This window comes from Litoribacter ruber (assembly GCF_018449405.1).
In the GTDB taxonomy this organism is placed as follows: Bacteria; Bacteroidota; Bacteroidia; order Cytophagales; family Cyclobacteriaceae; genus Litoribacter; species Litoribacter ruber.
Genome location: NZ_JAHCMY010000008.1, coordinates 72,413 through 92,770, shown reverse-complemented (window position 1 = coordinate 92,770; position 20,358 = coordinate 72,413). Strand labels below are relative to the sequence as shown.

Genomic DNA, 20,358 nt, shown 5'->3' with positions numbered 1-20,358 from the left:
CTTGGTTCTCGGTCTCAGGTCTTCGGTCTTTAAAAAATAAATAATGATCAAAAACTACATACTACTATTCCTCTTCCTTTTTAGTAGCGCAGCTTTCGGCCAGCAGCTGGAGGATCGGGTATTTGAGGAGAACATACAGTCCGTGAGGCTTTATCCCAGAACCCAGGATTTTTCCAGCCAATTCAATTCAACCGTAATTTCCATGAACAACCCTGTTCCTCTGGTCTTGGAGTTTGATGATTTGGCCTATGATGCGGATATGTATTCGGCCAAGATCATCCATTGCGATGCAGATTGGACGCCGTCCAACTTAAGAGACAATGACTATCTTGACCAGTACAATGAGTTTAACGTCAACGATTACGAGTATTCCATCAATACCAGGATCCCCTACATTCATTACACCTTCCAGGTCCCAAGATTAAAACGTTCGGGAAATTATGTCTTGAAGGTTTACCGTGGGCGAAATGAAAAGGAGGCCATATTGACCAAGCGTTTCATGGTTTTCAATAACCAGCTGCCAGTAGGTGCCAGCATCGTGCCTCCAAGCCGGACAGAGGATAGGAGAGAGGGACAGCAACTCAACATCAATGTAAATTTCAATAACCGTGAACTGGTAGACCCAAGGTCCAATATTAAAGTGGTGATCCGCCAAAACCAGCGATGGGATAATGCTATTTATGGTTTGACTCCGACCTTCATCAGAGAAGATCAGAAGATGATTGAATACCAGCTGTTTGACGGGAGCAATGTTTTTGAAGCTGGGAATGAATTTAGGTTCATTGACTTGAGGTATGTGCGGACGCGGGGGCAAAATGTCGCCAAAGTTGAAATGGAAGAGGATGTGGTTTTTGCCGAGGCGGGGGTAGACAAGAAGAGAAAAGGCTTGGCCTATGTGGAGTACATGGATATCAATGGGCAGTTTGGAATCATCAATGTGGAGCGCCAAAACCACCACCTAGAAAGTGAATACATGTTGGTCACATTTAATTTGGCTGCTGACGGACTTCCTACACCACCCGTGATCCTTGGCGCCCTGAGCAATTGGGGGCAGGAGCCAGAGGCACAGATGGAGTTGAATACCAAGACCAATACCTATCAGGCCACTCTATTGCTTAAGCAAGGCTGGTACGATTATCAATATGGCATTCCGACAGGCAAAGGGTATGACATGGAGTCCATCGAAGGCAACCATTTTCAGACAGAGAACGAGTACGAGGTTTTCATTTATTACCGTGACATGGGGTCAAGGTATGATGAGCTTATAGGGTACACGGTGGTGAATCCGAATAAGAGGAGGATTTAGCGAAGTACGAAGGTTAAGACGGAAGACGGAAGACCGGAGAGGAGTAACCGGAATAATGAATGGAGAATGATGAATGATGCTTGCCCGCCGGGGCGGGAATAATGAAGTAAGTTCTCGTAACACTGATGCCCCATCCGAAGAGTGAAGCTCTGAGGAAGGGACACGAGAGTAAGAACGTTGGATAACAAAAAAGCCTCAAAAGTGCTCCTCAAAGCGCCATGTCCTGCGGTGTACTCTTTGTACTTGGTACCTAGTACTTTGTACCCATACGTAAGAACGAAATTAGAAGTACGAAGTACGAAGGAGTTCAATGTGCAGCCACGTTTGGGTAATAATGAATGATGAATGTCGAATGATGAATAATGAAGTAAGTTCTCGTTACACTGATACCCCATCCGAAGAGCGAAGCTCTGAGGGAGGGTCATGAGAATAAGAACGGTTAATATCAGGAAAGCCTTAAAATGGTACCACAAAGCACCATGTCCTGCGGTGTACTTGGTACTTGGTACCTAGTACTTTGTACCCATACGCAAGTACGAAATTAGAAGTACGAGGGACGAAGGAGGATTCGGGACAGTCACGGGTTGGAATGATGAATGATGAATGTCGAATGATGAATAATGAAGTAAATTCTCGTTTCATTGATGCCCCATCCGAAGAGCGAAGCTCTGAGGGAGGGACACGAGAGTAAGAAGGTTGGATAACAAAAAAGCCTCTAAATTGCTCCACAAAGCGCCATGTCCTGCGGTGTACTTGGTACTTGGTACCTAGTACTTTGTACCCATACGTAAGTACGCCAAGTACGTTAAGAGCAAAAAAAAAGCCCCAGCACTAAGCGCCGGGACTTTTCAATTTTTAATCTTCCTGATTTTTTTCCTCTTCTGTAGGGGAGGTTCTAGGAGGCCTGCTGGAATCCTGCGATTTGTAAGGCACGAAGCCTTCACGCTTGAATTTGTAAGGCTCTGTCCTTTGGCTAGGCGCATTGTTAGCAAGGTCTAGCATACCAAACCCTTTGTGGGTAAATGCTCCAAGACCGCATTTGAATACGAAATCCTGTACCTCAGGTGCTGCATACAAAGTGAAAGGAAGGGTGTATCCTCTTACTTCATATTTCACATCCATGTCATACACAGAATAGATTCTTGCGAATTTCTTCTGCTGCTCGCGAAGCTTGTTTACATAATTCATATCTGGTACCACCTGGAATTTATAGAAAGATTCCATTTGTTCCTGGGAATACCAGCCTGACCTTTCCATTCTGGTTAGGGTGGATTCATAAAGCAGATCCGAGAATTCGTCGGTATCTGGGTTGATGAATCTTTTCCCTGAGTCGTCATTAAAGGAAGGAGTCAACAATACTAGAGGAGAGATACAAACGAATTTGTTTGAGGTCTCCAAAGTAGGTTCGATTTCCTGCTCAGTGTACTCGGGTGAAATGATAAGATTTCCTAACTCAATTTTAGGCGTGTTGAACACTTGCTCCAGCAGATAATCCATAAAGTCTTCATTGGGTGATGAAAGCACGAGGGTAACTAAGCTTGAGTAATAGTGTAAGCCGCTTCTACTTACTTTGGTCTGTCCTTTTAGACCAGAGAAATTGAAGTAATTGTAGTTAAAAAACTCTTCTCGTCCACCTTTTACAATGAGGCCTTTAAGAAATTGGGCCAAAATGTACTGGTGATGAAAGGGTAAATAAGCTCCTTTGTTTTTCAACGAAAATATAAGTCTTATTCTCACGATTATAAAAATGAAAAGTTAAACAATAATTAAATTTTACTAATTAAATAAGGATTAGTCAATATAGTCGATTCAAAATTAGCAATAAAATCCTGAAATCCATTAAACGTTAAACCTAAAATGCATTATATCTCCATCTTGTACCACATATTCCTTGCCTTCTATGGAGATTTTGCCATTTTCACGGCAGGAAGCTTCAGATTTATACTGTTCGTAGTCATTTAATTTAATAACTTCGGCCTTAATGAAGCCTCTCTCAAAGTCGGTATGAATTACTCCAGCGGCCTGTGGAGCCTTCCAGCCCCGCTTTATGGTCCATGCACGCACTTCCTGAACGCCTGCTGTAAAGTAGGTGATCAGATTAAGTAAACTATACGCACCTGCAATAAGTTTGTTTAATCCGCTTTCATCCAAACCGTATTCTTCAAGAAACATCTGTTTCTCTTCTGCGTCATCAAATTCAGCAATCTGTGACTCTATTGCCGCACATAACACAATTACCTCAGCATTTTCATCTTTTACATTCTCCTTCAGCCTGTCTACAAACTCATTTCCAGTCAAGATGCTGCCTTCATCTACGTTGGCTACATATAAAACTGGCTTGATAGTTAAAAGATGTAAATCTCTAACTGCCTCTAAATCTTCTTTTTCTACTTCAATGGCCCTGGCGTTTTTGCCTTCCTGAAGACCTTTTTTGAATAACTGAAGGGTTTCCAATTCTTTTCTAGCTTTGGCATCACCGGATTTGGCGATTTTTTCCAAACGCTGGATTTTTTTCTCCACCGATTCCAAATCTTTCAGCTGGAGCTCGGTGTCAATTACTTCTTTGTCAAAAATAGGATCCACAGATCCTGCTACGTGGACCACGTTGTCATCTTGGAAGCAACGGATCACGTGTACGATGGCATCCACCTCCCGGATATTGGCCAAAAATTTATTTCCCAAACCTTCACCTTTGCTTGCGCCTTTCACAAGGCCTGCAATATCGACAAATTCAATCACGGTCGGCATTACTCGTTGAGGGTTGACCAAAGATTCCAAAATCTGCAATCTTCTGTCGGGAACTGTTACCACGCCAACATTTGGCTCAATGGTACAGAAAGGGAAATTGGCTGCCTCAGCCTTTGCACTGGATAATGCATTAAATAATGTCGATTTGCCAACGTTTGGCAAGCCCACGATTCCACATTGTAATGCCATGGATCTTTTTACTATTAAATTTTAAATATCTGGTACTCTTTGTAACCTTTATAGAACTCTTTGAAAGATACCCGGAATATAGTATAGACTGGGATTGCGAAAATCATTCCAAGAACACCTGCAATTTTTGCACCCGCAAAGATAATAACAAATATTTCAAGTGGATGCGCTTTTACAGATTTAGAGAAAATAAGCGGCTGAAGGAGAATATTATCTGTCATTTGCACCAGGGCAAACACGGAAATGATTTTTAAAACAAACCAGGAAACCTCGGCTCCGCTATTAAAATCACCTGTGGATAGACCAACCAGAATCCCAAAAATCCCGCCCAGAAGCGGTCCCGCATAGGGGATGAGGTTTGCCACAGCGGCAAAAATTGCAATGGTAAAGGCATATTCCACCCGTAAAATGCTTAATCCTAACGAAGCCAGTGAGAAAATGGCGGTCATCTGCAAAAGCAGTCCTATCAAGTAATTTGACAATAATTGCTCCACCTGATGAAAAGTGGAAACTGAAATTTCGAAGTATTTATTGGGAACCAACTGGATCAGGTTCCTTCTTAACAGCCCATTTTCCAGCAGCAGGAAAAAGGATATGAAGGCGATGGCCAAAAGGCTAATCAGAAAGCTCGAAGTAGTATTGATCACCCCATTAATAAATCCCTGGATATTTATCTCGCTGAAACTCATCATCAGGTTGTTTCTCACCATGGTGATCAGAAAACCCGGTTCGTTTTTGACCAAATCCCAGCGGATCAGGATCTCCTCTATCCTGCCAACGGGGCGCTGTATTTGGTCGTAAAGGAAGTCAATGTCAAGTTCAGTGATAATGCCGATCTGTGCCCGAATCAAGGGGATAAATAACAAACTGATCAGGAAAATGACCAATAGGATGGACAGATAGGAAAATAGGATGGCTGTCCACCTGGGGATTTGCTGTCCAAAGACATGGATATTGTTGATCCGGTTGGTCAATGGTCGCAGAGTGGCCGCCAGTACCAAGGAGAATAAAAAATAAAGGGTGATATTGGAAAAATACCAACCCAAAAGGATAAAAATCAACAGGATTATTAATATGGAGAGCAGCAGCCTGTTTATCATGACGTGAAGTTATAAATTCTTAAACGGATAACACAAAAAAAAGGCCTATCCAAATGGTGATACCCAGGATATGGCCTTATTTTAGAATTTATGTAAAGGGGAGATTAATCCCACTTAAGCTCTTCACCAAATTCGTTAGAGGTTACTTCCTCCGGCTGCTCATCAAATTGAGAAAAGTCAATTTCTGGCATCAAATCATTTTTCACGTGCTCTACCGCATCCTGAAGAGCGTCTACAAACTTGCCGAAATCTTCTTTGTAAAGAAAAATCTTATGCTTTTCGAATACAAATTGGTCATCTCTTGTCTTTCTCTTACTTTCTGTGATCGTGAGGTAGTAATCATTAGCACGGGTTGACTTCACGTCAAAAAAGTAAGTTCTTTTTCCTGCTTTTACTTTTTTTGAGAAGATCTCCTCTCTGGCATTTCCGTTATTCTCTTCCACTGTCCAAAATTGTTTTATAATCGAAATGAATTAAATTCGAGACAATTTAAATCATTATACTTATTAAAATCAAACCATTTAGGTATTTTTTTTGAAAAACAAGGTGCTGTGTAATTATAAATGGTTTAATTTAAGTGTTTTACAGCTCCAAAATAAAAAAAGAGTGGAATTTACCACTCTTTAGGACCTCATTCACCGTGCATGAATTTCTTTTTCGCCAGCAGCTCTTCTTCGGTTTCTCTGCGGTCTGGATCATCCACACAGCAGTCTACCGGACATACAGCCGCACACTGTGGTTCCTCATGGAAACCTATACATTCGGTACATTTGTCCGACACTATATAATAAAATTCATCCGATAAAGGCTCCTGCTTTTCGTTGGCATCCACTACGGTGCCATCCGGCAGCACTACCTCTTTCAGGTTGGTTCCTCCGCCCCAAGTCCATTCTATCCCGCCTTCATAGATGGCAGTGTTTGGGCATTCAGGTTCGCATGCACCACAGTTGATGCATTCGTCGGTTATCATTATGGCCATTATTCTCTAATTTTTTTTCAAATCTAATAAGCAATTAACAATCTCCCAATAATAATGTTAGTGTGCTAACTAATTTATAATCGTTCTTAATGATTTACAAATGCCCTGTATGGTTTAGGGCTTTAATTTTTATCTTTGCTTCCCTAAATTAGTACGATGATGACCCTCCAAGAAAGAATACAGGCCTTTGTAAATCTAGGTAAAACCCTTGAAAACCTCTCTGAAGAAGAGTTTGAAACCTTGTCCAGAAGAGTAGAAAACAACAATAATTGGTTTACTCAGGAGCAGACCCGGTCAGCGCTGGAAGGCTTGCAGGTCTTTTTGCAGGAAAAAGCTTTGGCCGATTGGCTGGGGAAATATGACCTTGTAAGCATTGAGAGCCCAAGAAAAATAGGGGTGTTGATGGCTGGAAACGTGCCTGCGGTTGGTTTTCATGATTTTATGACCGTGCTTTTGAGCGGTCATGAGTTTCACGGTAAACTCAGTTCCAACGATGAGGTTCTCATGAAATGGCTTGCTGAGGAGTTGGTGGCAGCGGAGCCCCGATTTGCGGATTACATCTATTTTGAGTCCATGCTCAAGGGAATGGATGCTTATATTGCTACGGGCAGTGATAATTCGGCCCGTTATTTTGAGTATTACTTTGGCAAATATCCTAACATCATCCGGAAAAACCGCAGTTCAGTGGCTGTGTTCACAGGTGAGGAAGGGGAAAAGGATTACCTGGCTTTGGGCCATGATATTTTTCAATATTATGGCTTGGGCTGCAGGAATATTTCTAAAGTGTTTCTTCCCAATGAGGAGCAGTTGCAGGACTTCCTCAAGGCTATACAGCCCTTTGAATCGGTGATCAACCACCATAAGTACCGTAATAATTACGATTACAACAAGTCCATTTACCTGGTCAATCAGCAGCCGCATTTGGACAATGGGTTTTTGCTATTGACAAAAGGGGAGGGTTTGGTTTCGCCGATTTCAGTACTTTATTATGAGATTTATGAGGACCAACAGGAATTGGAGAGCAAGCTTTCCTCCTATACTGATAAAATTCAATGCGTGGTAAGCAAGGAAGGGCAGTTGAAAAATAGTTTGCCATTTGGGGATGCGCAGTGTCCGGGATTGGAAGATTATGCCGACAATGTGGATACCATGGCTTTTTTGATTGACCTGAAATGAAATCCAGCCTGAAGCTTACTTTTCCATCACCTTTTGAGATTGCCCTGTTGCTGACAGTTTTCTGTTTGGCTGGGGCAATTTTATTTACCAGACCGGAAAATGTGGGCCTTGGGGCCTATGCTTTTGAGGTGTTGGAGTTTTGGAAAATGGGTTTTTGGGAGCTGTTGGAATTCACCCTTCAGATGGTGCTGATCCTGATCTTTGGTCACGCCTTGGCCATTTCTCCAATAGTAGACAAGGGATTGGCTGCTTTGGCCCAAAAGGCCAAAAGCAATACGGCCGCTGTGATCCTCACGGCAGCGGTTACACTTCTTGCCGGATACATCAACTGGGGTTTTGGCTTGATACTGGGCGCTGTGCTGGCCAGGAAAATCGGCGAACAATGCCAGCGGGATAGCATTAGCATCAATTATCCACTTGTGGCTGCAGCAGGTTATGTGGGCATGTTGGTATGGCATGGGGGTTTTTCGGGCTCGGCTCCTTTGAAAGTAGCCGAACCTAATCATTTCCTGGTAGACAAGATCGGGGTGATAGGAGTGGAAGAAACCCTGTTGAGCCAATTCAATTTTGTCATCAACGCCATTTTGGTGGTGGCTATACTGATGACTTTTGTCATTTTATCCAAAAGAAATAATACCGGATCATACCCTCCCCCTCAAGTTGACTTTTTAAAACTGGCTACCCCCAAGAACTATTTGGGCTTAATAGTGGGATTGGTGATTTTGGGTTTGAGCCTTTTCGATTTCTTCAACATACCGGAAAAAGGCCTGGGTTTTATCACCCTTAATTTTGTCAACTTTTTCCTGTTGGGTTTGGGGCTATGCCTGCATCTTGATCTCAATAATTATGTAAAAGCTATTCAAAATGCCATCGGGGGCGCTACTGGCATTGTGTTGCAGTTTCCGTTTTACGCTGGGATTTTGGGTGTTTTAAAGTATTCTGGACTGTTGGTTTTGGTGGCAGGCTTCTTTGTGGAAAATTCGTCCCCGTCCACATTTCCGGTTTGGACCTTTTTCAGCGCCGCCCTTATTAATTTGTTTGTTCCCTCGGGAGGAGGGCAGTGGGCCGTGCAGGGGCCAGTAGTGATGGAGGCCGCCCGGGCTTTTGGGTTGCCGTATGCCAAAGTGATCATGGCTTTGGCCTATGGGGACCAGCTGTCCAATATGCTGCAGCCCTTTTGGGCTTTGCCGCTTTTGGCCATCACCGGCGTGTCAGCAAAGGAAGTGATCAAGTACACAGCCTTGGTGTTCATTGTAGCTGCCATGGTCTTAGGAGTAGGGGTTTACCTGATGTTTTAGCAGGATTGGCGCTCTTTTATACATTTTCTAAATAAGAATGGCAAGCATTTAATCCTTCAATTTTACCTCTATTTTTTTATCTTTGCCTGAGATTAATTTGAAACTAAATAAATTCTTTAAATAATTCATTTCAAAATGGCATTTGATATAGAAATGATCAAGGCAGTATACGCTAAATTTCCAGAGCGTATAGAGGCTGCAAGAAAAGCGGTGGGTAAGCCACTGACTTTAACTGAAAAGATTCTTTATGCCCACCTATCGCAGGGGGAAGCTTCTGAGGCCTTCGAAAGAGGAGCGTCTTACGTGGATTTCCAGCCTGATAGAGTAGCCATGCAGGATGCAACTGCGCAAATGGCTCTATTGCAGTTTATGCAAGCAGGAAGAGACCAGGTTGCTGTGCCTTCCACAGTTCACTGTGATCACTTGATCCAAGCTGAGGTTGGAGCCACGGCTGATTTGGACAAAGCTAAAGACAAAAACAGAGAGGTATATGATTTCCTTAGCTCTGTTTCTAATAAATACGGACTTGGCTTCTGGAAGCCGGGTGCGGGTATCATCCACCAGGTAGTATTGGAGAACTATGCTTTCCCAGGGGGTATGATGATCGGTACCGATTCCCACACCCCAAACGCCGGTGGTCTAGGTATGGTTGCTATCGGTGTCGGTGGTGCTGATGCCTGCGACGTAATGGCTGGTTTGCCTTGGGAACTGAAGTTTCCAAAGCTTATCGGGGTTAAATTGACAGGTAAACTTTCTGGTTGGGCTTCTGCAAAGGATGTAATCCTAAAAGTGGCCGGTATCCTTACGGTAAAAGGTGGAACCGGTGCTGTAGTTGAATATTTCGGTGAAGGTGCCAGAAACCTTTCCGCAACCGGTAAAGGTACCATCTGTAACATGGGAGCGGAAATCGGTGCTACAACTTCCATCTTTGGTTACGATGAAAAATCTGAAGCCTACTTAAGAGGTACTGACAGAGCTGACGTAGCTGACTTGGCCAATGGGGTGAAAGAACATCTTACTGGTGATGATGAAGTGTACAATAATCCAGAGCAGTATTTCGATCAGGTGATAGAAATCAACCTTTCTGAGTTGGAGCCACACATCAACGGTCCTTTCACTCCGGACTTGGCGTGGCCGATCAGCAAGTTTGCTGAAGCGGTGAAGAAGCACGACTGGCCAGCCAAGTTAGAGGTAGGTTTGATCGGTTCTTGTACCAACTCTTCTTACGAGGATATTTCTCGCGCAGCTTCTTTGGCCCAGCAGGCCGTTGACAAGAACTTGAAAGCGAAATCTGAATATACCATCACACCTGGTTCTGAGCAGGTAAGATTTACCGTAGAAAGAGACGGTTTCCTGGATACATTTGGTTCTATGGGCGGAGTGGTTTTGGCCAACGCTTGTGGTCCATGTATCGGACAGTGGGCGCGTCACGGTGCTGAGAAGAAGGAGAAGAACTCCATCATCACTTCATTCAACCGTAACTTTGCAAAAAGAGCTGATGGTAACCCAAATACGCACTCATTTGTAGCGTCTCCGGAAATTGTGACTGCTATGGCTATTGCAGGTGACTTGACCTTCAATCCATTGACAGATACCTTGACCAATGAGAACGGTGAGCAGGTGAAACTTGATGAACCAACTGGTTTGGAACTTCCAACCAAAGGTTTTGCAGTTGAGGATGCAGGATACCAGGCTCCAGCCGAAGAGGGTAGCAGTGTCAACGTAATTGTTGATCCACAGTCAGAAAGATTGCAGTTGCTTGAGCCATTCCAGCCTTGGGAAGGTACTGACCTGAATGGGTTGAAGCTTTTGATCAAAGCAAAAGGCAAGTGTACCACTGACCACATCTCTATGGCTGGTCCATGGTTGAGATTCAGAGGCCACTTGGATAACATTTCCAACAACATGCTCATAGGAGCTGTGAATGCTTACAATGAGGAGACCAACTCTGTAAAAAACCAATTGACTGGTGAGTACGGAGAGGTTCCAGCTGTGCAGAGACATTACAAGCAGCACAACATCGGTTCTATCGTGGTAGGTGATGAAAATTACGGAGAGGGTTCTTCTAGAGAGCATGCGGCCATGGAGCCAAGGTTCTTGGGCGTTAGAGCTATCTTGGTGAAGTCATTTGCCAGGATCCACGAAACCAATCTGAAGAAGCAAGGAATGTTGGCTTTGACATTTGCCAATCCTGCAGATTATGATTTGATCCAGGAAGATGACAACATCGACATCGTTGGCTTGGAAAGCTTTGCTCCGGGCAAATCTTTGACGGTGGTTCTTAACCATGCTGATGGTTCCAAGAATGAGATCGAGGTGTTGCATACTTACAACCAAGGTCAGATCGGTTGGTTTAAAGCCGGTTCTGCTTTGAACTTGATCAAGGAGAAGAATAAGTAAGACGGGAGACGGGAGACCGAAGACGGGAGACGGGAGACCGAAGACGGGAGACGGGAGACCGAAGACGGAAGACGGGAGACCGAAGACGGAAGACCGAAAGCCGAGGAACGGAAATTGAATAAATTGCTGAAAGGCCGCTCAAATTGAGCGGCCTTTTTTAGGTTAGTTTTTTGGTAAAATGTACCTATAGGCCAATTGGCACCAATCTTTATATATAAAAGGGCGGTAAACCATTGTAATTCACCTGTAACTGTGTGTAAATTATTTTGTATATAAGGTTTGTTTTATTCAATTATTTAATCAAATTTGTATGAAATACAAAAATCAGTTTTTGAACTACAAATAAACAGATGGAAAACAGAGGGATCCATTCTACTTTTAAAAAAATCATCGATGCCTCATCGGATCTGATTTTTATGGCAGATGGAGAAACGCCTTTTACGATTTTTTATGTCAATGCAGCCTTTAAGGAAGCAGTAGGGTATAATCTTGAAAAAGAATCACTGTTAGGCTTAGGTGTAGATATTACCAGTTTTGAGAATAACGACCGGGTTACTTTTCAGTTGAATGAGCGCCTTTTCTCATTTGAGTTTGAAAGAAATAAAGGGCTGGGGGAGAACTACTTACTCTTCCATAAAGGCAAGAAAATAAGCAGCAGTCCCGAGCCGATCAATGCCTCTCCATTGCCACTTTTTGAAAACAGCCTAGATATTTTTGGTATAGGGGAGGGGACCTCTTTTCATTGGGTCAGTAATTCAATTACCAATTTACTAGGGTATCTACCCTCTGAATTTGCCAACACCAGTTTGATCCTATTTGTGCATCCCGAAGACCGGGAGGCATTCAGAACAGCTCTTCAGGAGGCTAAGCTTCAAAACGGGTCCACATCCTTTTCCTTCAGGTTTAAATCCAAGTCAGGGTCTTATAAATGGTTGCAGTGGAATGTTTCCTATAAGCATGATAAGCTCCACGCTGTGGGCAGGGACATAGACAACCTCAAGTCCCAACAGTTGGCCTTGGATTCCCAAAACCAACTCTTCAAAATGGGAGAGCTGGCTGCCAAGTTTGGGGTTTGGGAAGTGGATTTGTTGACTTACCGCACCTTTTGGAGCCAAGAGATTTATGATATTTATGAATTCCCTGCTGGTAACCGCTATGATATATTCGAATGGATTCAGCTTTGTGTGCCTGAATGTAGGACCAAATTAAAAGCTGCTTTTGGCGAACTGCTCGAGAGCGGGAAGTCATTTGAAACCAAGGTTCAGATTTCCACCCAGGAAAACAATTTCAAATGGGTAAAGATCATTGGAAAAGGCGAGACCGAAAATGGGGTTTTGAAGAAAGCCTTTGGTACCCTTCAGGACATCACCCAAGAAGAAGAGGTGATGGTCAACCTTGGGTTGTTCAAAGAAATATTCAACCTTACACCAGACGCTGTGCAGGTGGCGGAGCTGGATGGAAATATTATTTTCCAAAATGAGGAGGCCAAGGAAAGGATTCTGAAGGAAGGGGAGGAAAAGAGCCCGATGAATTTAAGGGTGCTTGAGCCGGCATTTAGAAAACCTGGAAGTTGGGAAAAGCATTTGGAGAATCTGAGAAAGCAGAAGTCCCTTCTTTCGCTAAGTGAGCATCATATCATAGGAAAAGAAAGCGTGCCCGTGGAGCTGAATACCAAGCTCGTGAAATTGGGCGGCAAGGAATATGTTTTGGCTATGTCCAGAGATATTTCTGATAGGATCATGTTGGAAGCTTCGCTGAAAGAATCCCACCAGTTTTTGCAAAGAGTAACGGATCAGATGCCCGGAGTACTTTACCAGTTGGTTTGCGGTGAGGATGGCAAGCTGCAATTTCCTTACATCAGCAGTGGTATCAATAGGATTTTTGGGATCAGCGAGGAGGAATTTGACCAGCATGGAGGATTTGAGGCGGTCCTAAACAGGATCCATCCCAAGGATGTGGAAGAGTTTGTGGAAGGGATATTGCAATCAGCCCAAAGTTTCAAGCCTTGGCATGGGCAGTTTAGGATACTTTCCGAAAATGGGGAGAATTACAAATGGGTCCAGGCCAGCTCCATTCCTGAGAAACTTTCCAACGGCGAGATTACCTGGTATGGTTACTTCACCGATATCACGGAAATCAAGCAGACCGAGTCCAAGCTGGAGCAGGCCAAATCAGCCGCCGAACAGGCCAGCAAAACCAAGTCGGAATTCCTGTCCATGATCAGCCATGAGATCCGCACTCCGCTCAATGCGATCTCCGGATCGGTATATTCCCTGTTGCAGGAAAACCTGCCAAATGGGTTAGAATCCTCCTTGAAGACCATCAATTTCGCTACAGAAAACTTAATTACTATCATCAATGACTTGTTGGATTTTCAGAAAATAGAGTTTGGGAAAATCAAACTGGAATCAGCTCCCATCAAAATCCAGAATTTGGTTGAGATGGTGGTGAACGGTTTGAGCTTTCACGCCACAGATACCGGTAATGAGTTGAATATGAGCTTTATCGGCAATATGGATTTTGAAGTAATGGGTGACAAGGTCAGAATAGGACAGATTTTAAATAACCTGTTGACCAATGCCCTGAAGTTTACCAAAAAAGGGCAGGTGGATGTGAATGTTGGGTTTGCCGGATTTAGGGATGGGAGAGCAGACTTTAACTTTGAGGTAGTCGATACCGGGGTTGGGATTCCCCAAGAGTTTCATTCCAAAATCTTCGACGACTTTGAACAGGTGAGCAGTTCGTTTAGCCGCAAATATGGTGGGACGGGCCTTGGTCTTTCCATCACCAAAAAGCTGCTCGACAAAATGGGAAGCCAGATCCATCTTGACTCCAAAGTCGGGGAGGGGAGCAGGTTTTATTTCATGTTGAGTTTACCCTTAGCCAATAACCACGAAACCAAAAAAGATAGCGAAATGGATCAATCCGCCGAATTTAATCCCAATATCCCTTCTCAGAAACTTGAAATTCTAGTAGCCGAGGACAATGAAGTTAATGCTTTGGTGTTGGGCAAGATCATAAAGAAATGGGGCTACCAGTTTGACCGGGTAAGCAATGGCTTGGAAGCCGTGGATGCGGTGGGTAAAAAGCACTACGATATCGTGCTGATGGATATACAAATGCCGGTAATGAATGGGTTTTTGGCCACCGAAACCATTAAGTCAATTTCCAGCGTGCCGGTAATTGCCTTGACGGCAGCCAATAGAACCGAAATTCAGGACCAAATTGCAATGAATGGTTTTGACGGGTTTGTTTCCAAACCTATTAATGCCAAGGCTTTGTTAACAGAGATTAAGCACCTGATCAGGGTCAATTAAGGTTTTTGGATTTTTCCAGGTATTCAGCGGTCAAGGGGATGGAAGCGTCCTTTTGGTAGACTTCTTCCAGATATTGAAGCGCCTGCGTTTTCTGGCCTGCATAGTAGTAATAGATGCCTTTGTTTCTCAGGGCATATAGGTTGCGTGGATTTTGCTTAAGGCTGAAATTAATGTCTTCCAGCCCTTTTTCCATTTCTCCGGTTTTGATTCTATACAAGCCCCTATTGTTGTAAAAGAATGGCTGCCGAGAATTTAGCGCAATTGCTTTTTCTACCGACTCCAGTGCTTTTTGATACTCGCCCCGCTCAAATTCAATCATGGATTGCAGGTTGAAAATGTTGGACTCTCTAGGCGCATGGTCAAGGGCCTGTTGAAGGTCATTTTCCGCAAGGTCAAATCTGTCCAAGTAAAAATAAATAGTAGCCCTGTTGACCAACAGATCCGGGTTGTTGGGATTGAGGCCCAAAGCCGTTTCAAAATCGTTTAGGGCTTCTTCATGTCTTTTTACTGCCTCATTTGCCAATCCCCTTAGAAAATACCCCCTGCTGTCCTCTTGCTCGGATTTAATCAGGCGGTTAGCGTCCTCCAGCGATTTGTAATACTCCCCCTGATCCAGGTAGGCGAGCCCTCGTTGATGGATGGCATCGGTGTAATCAGGGTTTATTTGGATAGCGTTTGTAAAATCCTGGATTGCGGCGGCAAGGTTGGCCGATTTATAATTGGCAATGCCGCGGTTGTGGTGTGCCTCGGCAAAATTCTCATCAATTCTCAACGCCTCGTCATAAAAACGTATGGCGCCTGCGTAGTCATTTTCCTGTATCTGGTTGTTTCCTTTGAGTAAAAATCTCCCCTTTTTGTCCTCTGGACTGTCGCAGGATGAAACGGTAGTCAAGGCAAATAAAAGAAATAAATGCAGGTAATGGAATTTCATAATAGGGATTTTTTTGAAGCTGGTGCAAAGTTAAGGAAAGGTTTGCAATCATGCTGGCAATTTCTCAAAATGGCTTAGGAACGTGGAATAGTTTTTGGATAGTGGAACGTATCATAAACATAAATATAACCACTATGGCCAATTTGAAATTGAAAGGAACCTGGAATGAGCTCAAGGGCAAGTTAAAACAACAATACGGTAACTTGACCGATGATGATCTAACCTATATCGAAGGAAAAGAGGATGAGCTATTGGGCAAGCTTCAGAAAAAGACTGGAGAAACCAAAGACAATCTCAAAAAGACCCTTTTTGATGATTAAATATCTAAAGCCGGTTTATCCGGCTTTTTTTGTACCTTTATTTTCCATCAAAAACCTTATCACATGAAAATATTGCATAATCCCCGCTGTGGAAAGAGCAGAGAGGCTTTGAAAATTTTGCAGGATAACAACCTTAATCCTGAGGTGGTCAAATATCTTGATTCCCCACTGAATGCAGAAGATCTGAAGTCACTGGTCGGAAAGCTGGGGGTGGAACCGATAGACTTGGTAAGAAAGAACGAAAAAGTGTGGAAGGAAAATTTCAAAGATAAAAACCTTACTGCCGAAGAGGTGATCAGGGCCATGGCAGAAAATCCTATCCTGATGGAAAGGCCAGTAATCATAAAAGGTGATAAAGCGGTCATTGGCAGGCCACCTGAAAATGTAAAAAGCCTTATTTAATTTGCCCTCTTTTTGAGGGATTTTTTTTGGTAACATGTCCCATCCTAGTTGAGTGTCAAGGTGTATTCTGAGAGAAAAAAATGGATCGTGCTTTCGGTTATTGTAAGCGTAGTTTTGCTTATGGTGAAATTCTATGCCTACTACATTACCAATTCAACAGCAATACTCACGGATGCCCTCGAGAGCATAGTGAATGTAATTGCCTCGGGATTTGCCTTTTACAGTATTTACCTTTCTGCCCAGCCAAAGGATGAAAACCATCCCTATGGACACGGGAAAATCGAGTTCTTTAGTGCGGGGATAGAAGGGACCTTGATCATGCTCGCTGGGGTTTTTATAATTTACAGGGCCATTTACGGCTTATTTGTCATAGAACCTCTGGAGCATCTTCCTACCGGCATGTTCCTAGTAGGAATAAGTGGCTTGATAAACGGCCTGCTGGGATTAGTGCTTTATAAAAAAGGCAAGGCGCTACATAGCTTAACTTTAGAGGCCGACGGGCGCCACCTACAAACCGACGCGGTGTCGAGTTTGGTGTTGCTGGTAGGTGTTGGGGTGATCTACTGGACGGGTCTGTATATGTTGGACAGCGTGTTTTCTTTGTTTTTCGCAGGCTACATCCTTTACAATGGGTATCTCTTGGTAAGGAAATCAGTAGCGGGGTTGATGGATGAAACCAACCCGATAGCCATGGCTGATGCGGTGAAAGTCCTAAACTTGAGCAGGAAAAACAATTGGATTGATATTCATAATATGCGGGTTCAGCAATATGGCCCTGATAAGCATATTGACCTTCACCTGACTCTTCCATACTACTACGATCTCAAGAAAGTCCATGACGAGGTAGAGGAGGTTGAAGATGTGCTGAAGGAAAACTTGCCGGGTTATATTGAGGTGTTCGTTCATGTGGACCCGTGTGTGCCGTTTAAGTGCTGTCATTACTGCCAAATTACAGATTGCAAAGTTCGGGAATATGAGATGATCAAAAGGGTGAGGTGGAATGCCGTAAATATGGCCAAGAACCAAAAGCACTACCACGATCTTACCAAGCGATAAAATTCTGTCAAATTTTCCTTAAAAAATTGGGAATCAATTCATTGTCCGGCTTAACAGGTTTTGGGATAAAATGTTTAGTAAACCCTATGTCTATTGATTTCTAAAAAAATTAAATCCAAAAGGTTAAGTTATATTTTGAATTGAAAATTTTATAATATTTGGGCTATGTTTGGAAAGGATCGTTAAAATCAAATAAATATTTTGTGTTTGATGCCTAAAAATATTGATTTAAAACCTGAAATTATGTATCTTGCATATGTATTAAGTAACTGGTCAAGAATCTATAAAACGCAAAAAGGTCATGAACGAGGAAAAGCAATTCAAGGTATTTATAGCTTTATCCGCAATTATTTGGGCTATCATAATCGGCTTCATAATTGTGATTTAGGAGCTATCGTTTGTTCACTTGTACTGTCACCATGCAGTTTCCACATTAAAACTTTTTAATATGGTAGAAAATTACACACTATGAAAGGGATGCGAAAGCATCCCTTTCGTTTTTTCAGGAAAGGGAATTAGTAAATATACTGTCCTCAGATCCTTCTTTCTCCTGGCCGACCATGATTCCTAACATTGATCCAAAAGCAAAGAAAATTAGCCCATTCGATAAATTTCCAAAGAATAAAAAATATTTTTTTTATAATAAAATCTGCCACGTAGACGTTTACGGCCATCTTTTGTAAAATTAACTACGTAAAAGTGTATTTTGTACCTATAAAAGTTGATTTTGAACAATCTTTAATGTACCTTGCGTACATATTAAAGAAATCAATTAACCAAATAACTATATTATCATGAACGAGGACAAAAAATTCAAGGTGTTTTTAACCCTTTCAGCGATTGCATGGGCCGTTATCATCGGATTCATCGTAGTAATTTAATTTTCAAACCTTACTTTTTAGATATGGTATAAAAATTTACTTTAGTTAAAACAAAAGGGGATGATCTATCATCCCCTTTTGTTATTTTATACCAATCCGGCCCGTTTCAACAAGGCATCTGGCTTGGGCTCCCTGCCCCTAAAATTTTTGTAAAGCTCCAAAGGGTGTCTGCTTCCACCTTTGGATAGAATGTTCTCCTGAAAGGACTTTGCTACCTGTTCATTGAAAATCCCCTTTTCCAGAAATAGTTCAAAGGCATCTGCATCCAGCACTTCAGCCCATTTATAACTGTAATAACCTGCTGCATACCCGCCCTGGAAGATGTGGGAAAAGGAGGTGCTCATCAACGTACCTTCCACCGGTTGCAACAGTTCCGTTTGGCTCATAGCCTGCTTTTCGAAAGTAGGAATATCAGCAATCTTGTCGGGGTCCGTGCTATGGTAGGCCATGTCCAGTAACCCGAAGCTGATCTGGCGGATGGTCTGGTAGCCTTGGTGGAAGTTGCTTGAAGCCTTGATTTTCTCGATTAGCTCCTCTGGAATCTTTTCACCGGTCTCATAGTGCTTGGCGAAAAGGTCCAGGCATTCTTTCTCATAACACCAGTTTTCGAAGATCTGCGAAGGTAGCTCCACAAAATCCCAATACACGCTGGTGCCAGAAAGGGACTCATATTTTGTGTTGGCAAGCATGCCGTGAAGGGCATGGCCAAACTCATGAAACAAGGTGGTCACCTCATTGAATGTGAGCAGGGAAGGCTTGGTTTTGGTGGGCTTGGTGAAATTGCACACAATGCTCACATGCGGTCTTTGGTTTTTGCCGTCCTTGATTTTTTGCCCTCTATAGCTGGTCATCCAGGCTCCGTTTCTCTTGCCTGCTCTAGGGAAGAAATCAGCGTAAAATACTGCAAGGTGGTTGCCCTGGTTGTCCAATACCTCATAGGCGGTTACATCAGGGTGATAGACCTGGATATCTATATTCTCTTTAAATGTGATTCCAAAAAGCTTTTCAGCTGTGGTAAATACACCGTTTACTGTGCTTTTTAATTCAAAATAAGGTCTCAACAACTCGTCATCTACGGCATACTTCTCCTTTTTGAGTTTCTCTGCATAATAGCCAAAGTCCCACTTTTCAAGCTTTTCCAGCCCGTCAAGTTTTTTGGCAAACTCAGTCAACTCTTTCACCTCTTTCTCTGCAAAAGGCTTGGCTTTTACCATCAGGTCATTTAAGAAGTTCAACACGCTCTCAGGGCTTTTGGCCATTCTTTCCTCCAAAATGAAGCTGGCATATTTCTCATAACCCAAGAGCTTGATGCGGTCATTTTTAAGCTTTAAAAGCTTTTTGATAATCTCTTTATTGTCCAGGTTGTCGCCTTTGGAGGCTTTGGTGTTATAGGCTATGAAAAGCTCTTTTCTCAGCTCTCTGTTTTTGGCATAAGTCATAAATGGGACATAGCTCGGAAATGAAAGGTCAAAGACCCACTTGCCATCATGCCCTTTTTCGGTGGCTGTATGGGCGGCCGCTTCTTTTATGGAATCAGGGAGTCCTTCGAGTTGTTCTTCCTGCTCGATTACCATTTCGTATTTATTGGTTTCGGCCAGCACATTTTCACCAAACTGAAGGCTAAGCTGGGAAAGCTCCTTGTCTATCTCCCTCAGCTTGGTTTTGTCTTCCTCATTAAGGTTTGCGCCATTTCTCACAAAGGACTTGTAGGTTTTGGTCAAAAGCATCTGCTGCTCCTCGTCCAGGGACAGCTTGTCCTTTAGCTGGTGTACGGCATCCACTTTATCAAATAACTCCTTGTCCAATAGGATATCATTGCTGTAAGCGGTGAGCAAAGGGGAGATTTCTCTGGCCAATTTCTGGATATCGTCGTTTGTCTCGGCAGAGTTGAGGTTGAAAAAGATGGAGGAAATTACGTTTAGTTTCTCTCCGGCGTTGTCCATTGCCTCAATGGTGTTTTCAAAAGTCGGGTTTTCGTTTGCCTTTATTTTTTCAATTTCTGCTTTGGAAAGCTCAATGGCTTCTTTTATCGCCGGCAAAAAGTCCTCAGTTTTTATTTTCTCAAAAGGTGGGGTTTCAAATGGAGTGTCAAATTTTTCCAACAATGGATTCATATATTAATTGGTTTGTGTGTCTTTGTCTGTTTGTAAAAATACAAAACTCTTGAATAACCTCGGTGTTCAAATAGGGGGAGAAAAAATAGGAGTAGGCTTAAAAATGAAAAAGCTGCCTCCTGATGGGAGACAGCTTTTGGG

The 20,358-nt window shown here is 43.0% G+C and carries 15 protein-coding genes; 8 read left to right on the top strand and 7 right to left on the bottom strand.

From position 1 onward, the window contains the following. The first annotated feature begins 43 nt into the window (after window positions 1-43). Window positions 44-1,306, top strand: a complete 1,263-nt coding sequence (locus tag KI659_RS13920) for a type IX secretion system plug protein (protein ID WP_213945973.1) — start codon at window positions 44-46, stop codon at window positions 1,304-1,306. A gap of 855 nt (window positions 1,307-2,161) precedes the next feature. Here KI659_RS13920 and cas6 read toward each other — a convergent pair. From cas6 to KI659_RS13895, 5 genes are all read right to left on the bottom strand, one after another. After that, complete coding sequence (gene cas6, locus KI659_RS13915) at window positions 2,162-3,043, bottom strand: CRISPR-associated endoribonuclease Cas6 (RefSeq protein WP_213945972.1); 882 nt, start codon at window positions 3,041-3,043, stop codon at window positions 2,162-2,164. Window positions 3,044-3,145: 102 nt separating this feature from the next. Continuing rightward, a complete protein-coding gene (gene ychF, locus KI659_RS13910) occupies window positions 3,146-4,243 on the bottom strand; it encodes a redox-regulated ATPase YchF (protein ID WP_213945971.1) in 1,098 nt (365 codons plus the stop codon). A gap of 14 nt (window positions 4,244-4,257) precedes the next feature. After that, window positions 4,258-5,340, bottom strand: a complete 1,083-nt coding sequence (locus KI659_RS13905) for an AI-2E family transporter (RefSeq protein WP_213946000.1) — start codon at window positions 5,338-5,340, stop codon at window positions 4,258-4,260. 107 nt (window positions 5,341-5,447) lie between these two features. Then, window positions 5,448-5,786: a DUF3276 family protein gene (locus KI659_RS13900; protein WP_213945970.1), complete on the bottom strand. Its 339-nt coding sequence runs from the start codon at window positions 5,784-5,786 to the stop codon at window positions 5,448-5,450. Window positions 5,787-5,974: 188 nt separating this feature from the next. After that, on the bottom strand, window positions 5,975-6,322 hold the full coding sequence (locus tag KI659_RS13895) for a 4Fe-4S dicluster domain-containing protein (RefSeq protein WP_213945969.1): 348 nt from the start codon (window positions 6,320-6,322) through the stop codon (window positions 5,975-5,977). Between the two features lie 156 nt (window positions 6,323-6,478). On the opposite strand from KI659_RS13895, the gene KI659_RS13890 reads away from it, so the two are divergent. From KI659_RS13890 to KI659_RS13875, 4 genes are all read left to right on the top strand, one after another. Further along, complete coding sequence (locus KI659_RS13890) at window positions 6,479-7,498, top strand: aldehyde dehydrogenase family protein (protein WP_317195976.1); 1,020 nt, start codon at window positions 6,479-6,481, stop codon at window positions 7,496-7,498. After that, the gene (locus KI659_RS13885) at window positions 7,495-8,796 is read left to right on the top strand and encodes a TIGR00366 family protein (RefSeq protein WP_213945968.1); all 1,302 of its coding nucleotides are present in this window, start codon (window positions 7,495-7,497) and stop codon (window positions 8,794-8,796) included. The genes KI659_RS13890 and KI659_RS13885 overlap by 4 nt, the downstream gene beginning before the upstream one ends. Before the next feature lie 135 nt (window positions 8,797-8,931). Then, window positions 8,932-11,196: an aconitate hydratase gene (locus KI659_RS13880; protein ID WP_213945967.1), complete on the top strand. Its 2,265-nt coding sequence runs from the start codon at window positions 8,932-8,934 to the stop codon at window positions 11,194-11,196. A gap of 350 nt (window positions 11,197-11,546) precedes the next feature. Further along, entirely contained in the window at window positions 11,547-14,513 is a 2,967-nt protein-coding gene (locus KI659_RS13875; protein ID WP_213945966.1) for a PAS domain-containing protein, read from the top strand. Here the strand turns inward: KI659_RS13875 and KI659_RS13870 are convergent. After that, a complete protein-coding gene (locus tag KI659_RS13870) occupies window positions 14,506-15,444 on the bottom strand; it encodes a tetratricopeptide repeat protein (protein ID WP_213945965.1) in 939 nt (312 codons plus the stop codon). The two genes, KI659_RS13875 and KI659_RS13870, sit on opposite strands and share 8 nt — an antisense overlap. A 134-nt stretch (window positions 15,445-15,578) precedes the next feature. Here KI659_RS13870 and KI659_RS13865 point away from each other — a divergent pair, with 134 nt between their 5' ends. The 3 genes from KI659_RS13865 (at window position 15,579) to KI659_RS13855 (ending at window position 17,222) form a co-directional block, all read left to right on the top strand. After that, window positions 15,579-15,764, top strand: a complete 186-nt coding sequence (locus KI659_RS13865) for a CsbD family protein (RefSeq protein ID WP_213945964.1) — start codon at window positions 15,579-15,581, stop codon at window positions 15,762-15,764. A 63-nt stretch (window positions 15,765-15,827) separates the two neighbouring features. Further along, window positions 15,828-16,166: an arsenate reductase (glutaredoxin) gene (gene arsC / locus KI659_RS13860; protein ID WP_213945963.1), complete on the top strand. Its 339-nt coding sequence runs from the start codon at window positions 15,828-15,830 to the stop codon at window positions 16,164-16,166. Between the two features lie 60 nt (window positions 16,167-16,226). After that, a complete protein-coding gene (locus KI659_RS13855) occupies window positions 16,227-17,222 on the top strand; it encodes a cation diffusion facilitator family transporter (RefSeq protein WP_213945962.1) in 996 nt (331 codons plus the stop codon). A gap of 967 nt (window positions 17,223-18,189) precedes the next feature. Here the strand turns inward: KI659_RS13855 and KI659_RS13850 are convergent. Further along, window positions 18,190-20,217 carry a M3 family metallopeptidase gene (locus KI659_RS13850; RefSeq protein ID WP_213945961.1) on the bottom strand — a complete coding sequence of 676 codons (2,028 nt, stop codon included), beginning with the start codon at window positions 20,215-20,217 and terminating at the stop codon, window positions 18,190-18,192. Window positions 20,218-20,358: the final 141 nt, after the last annotated feature.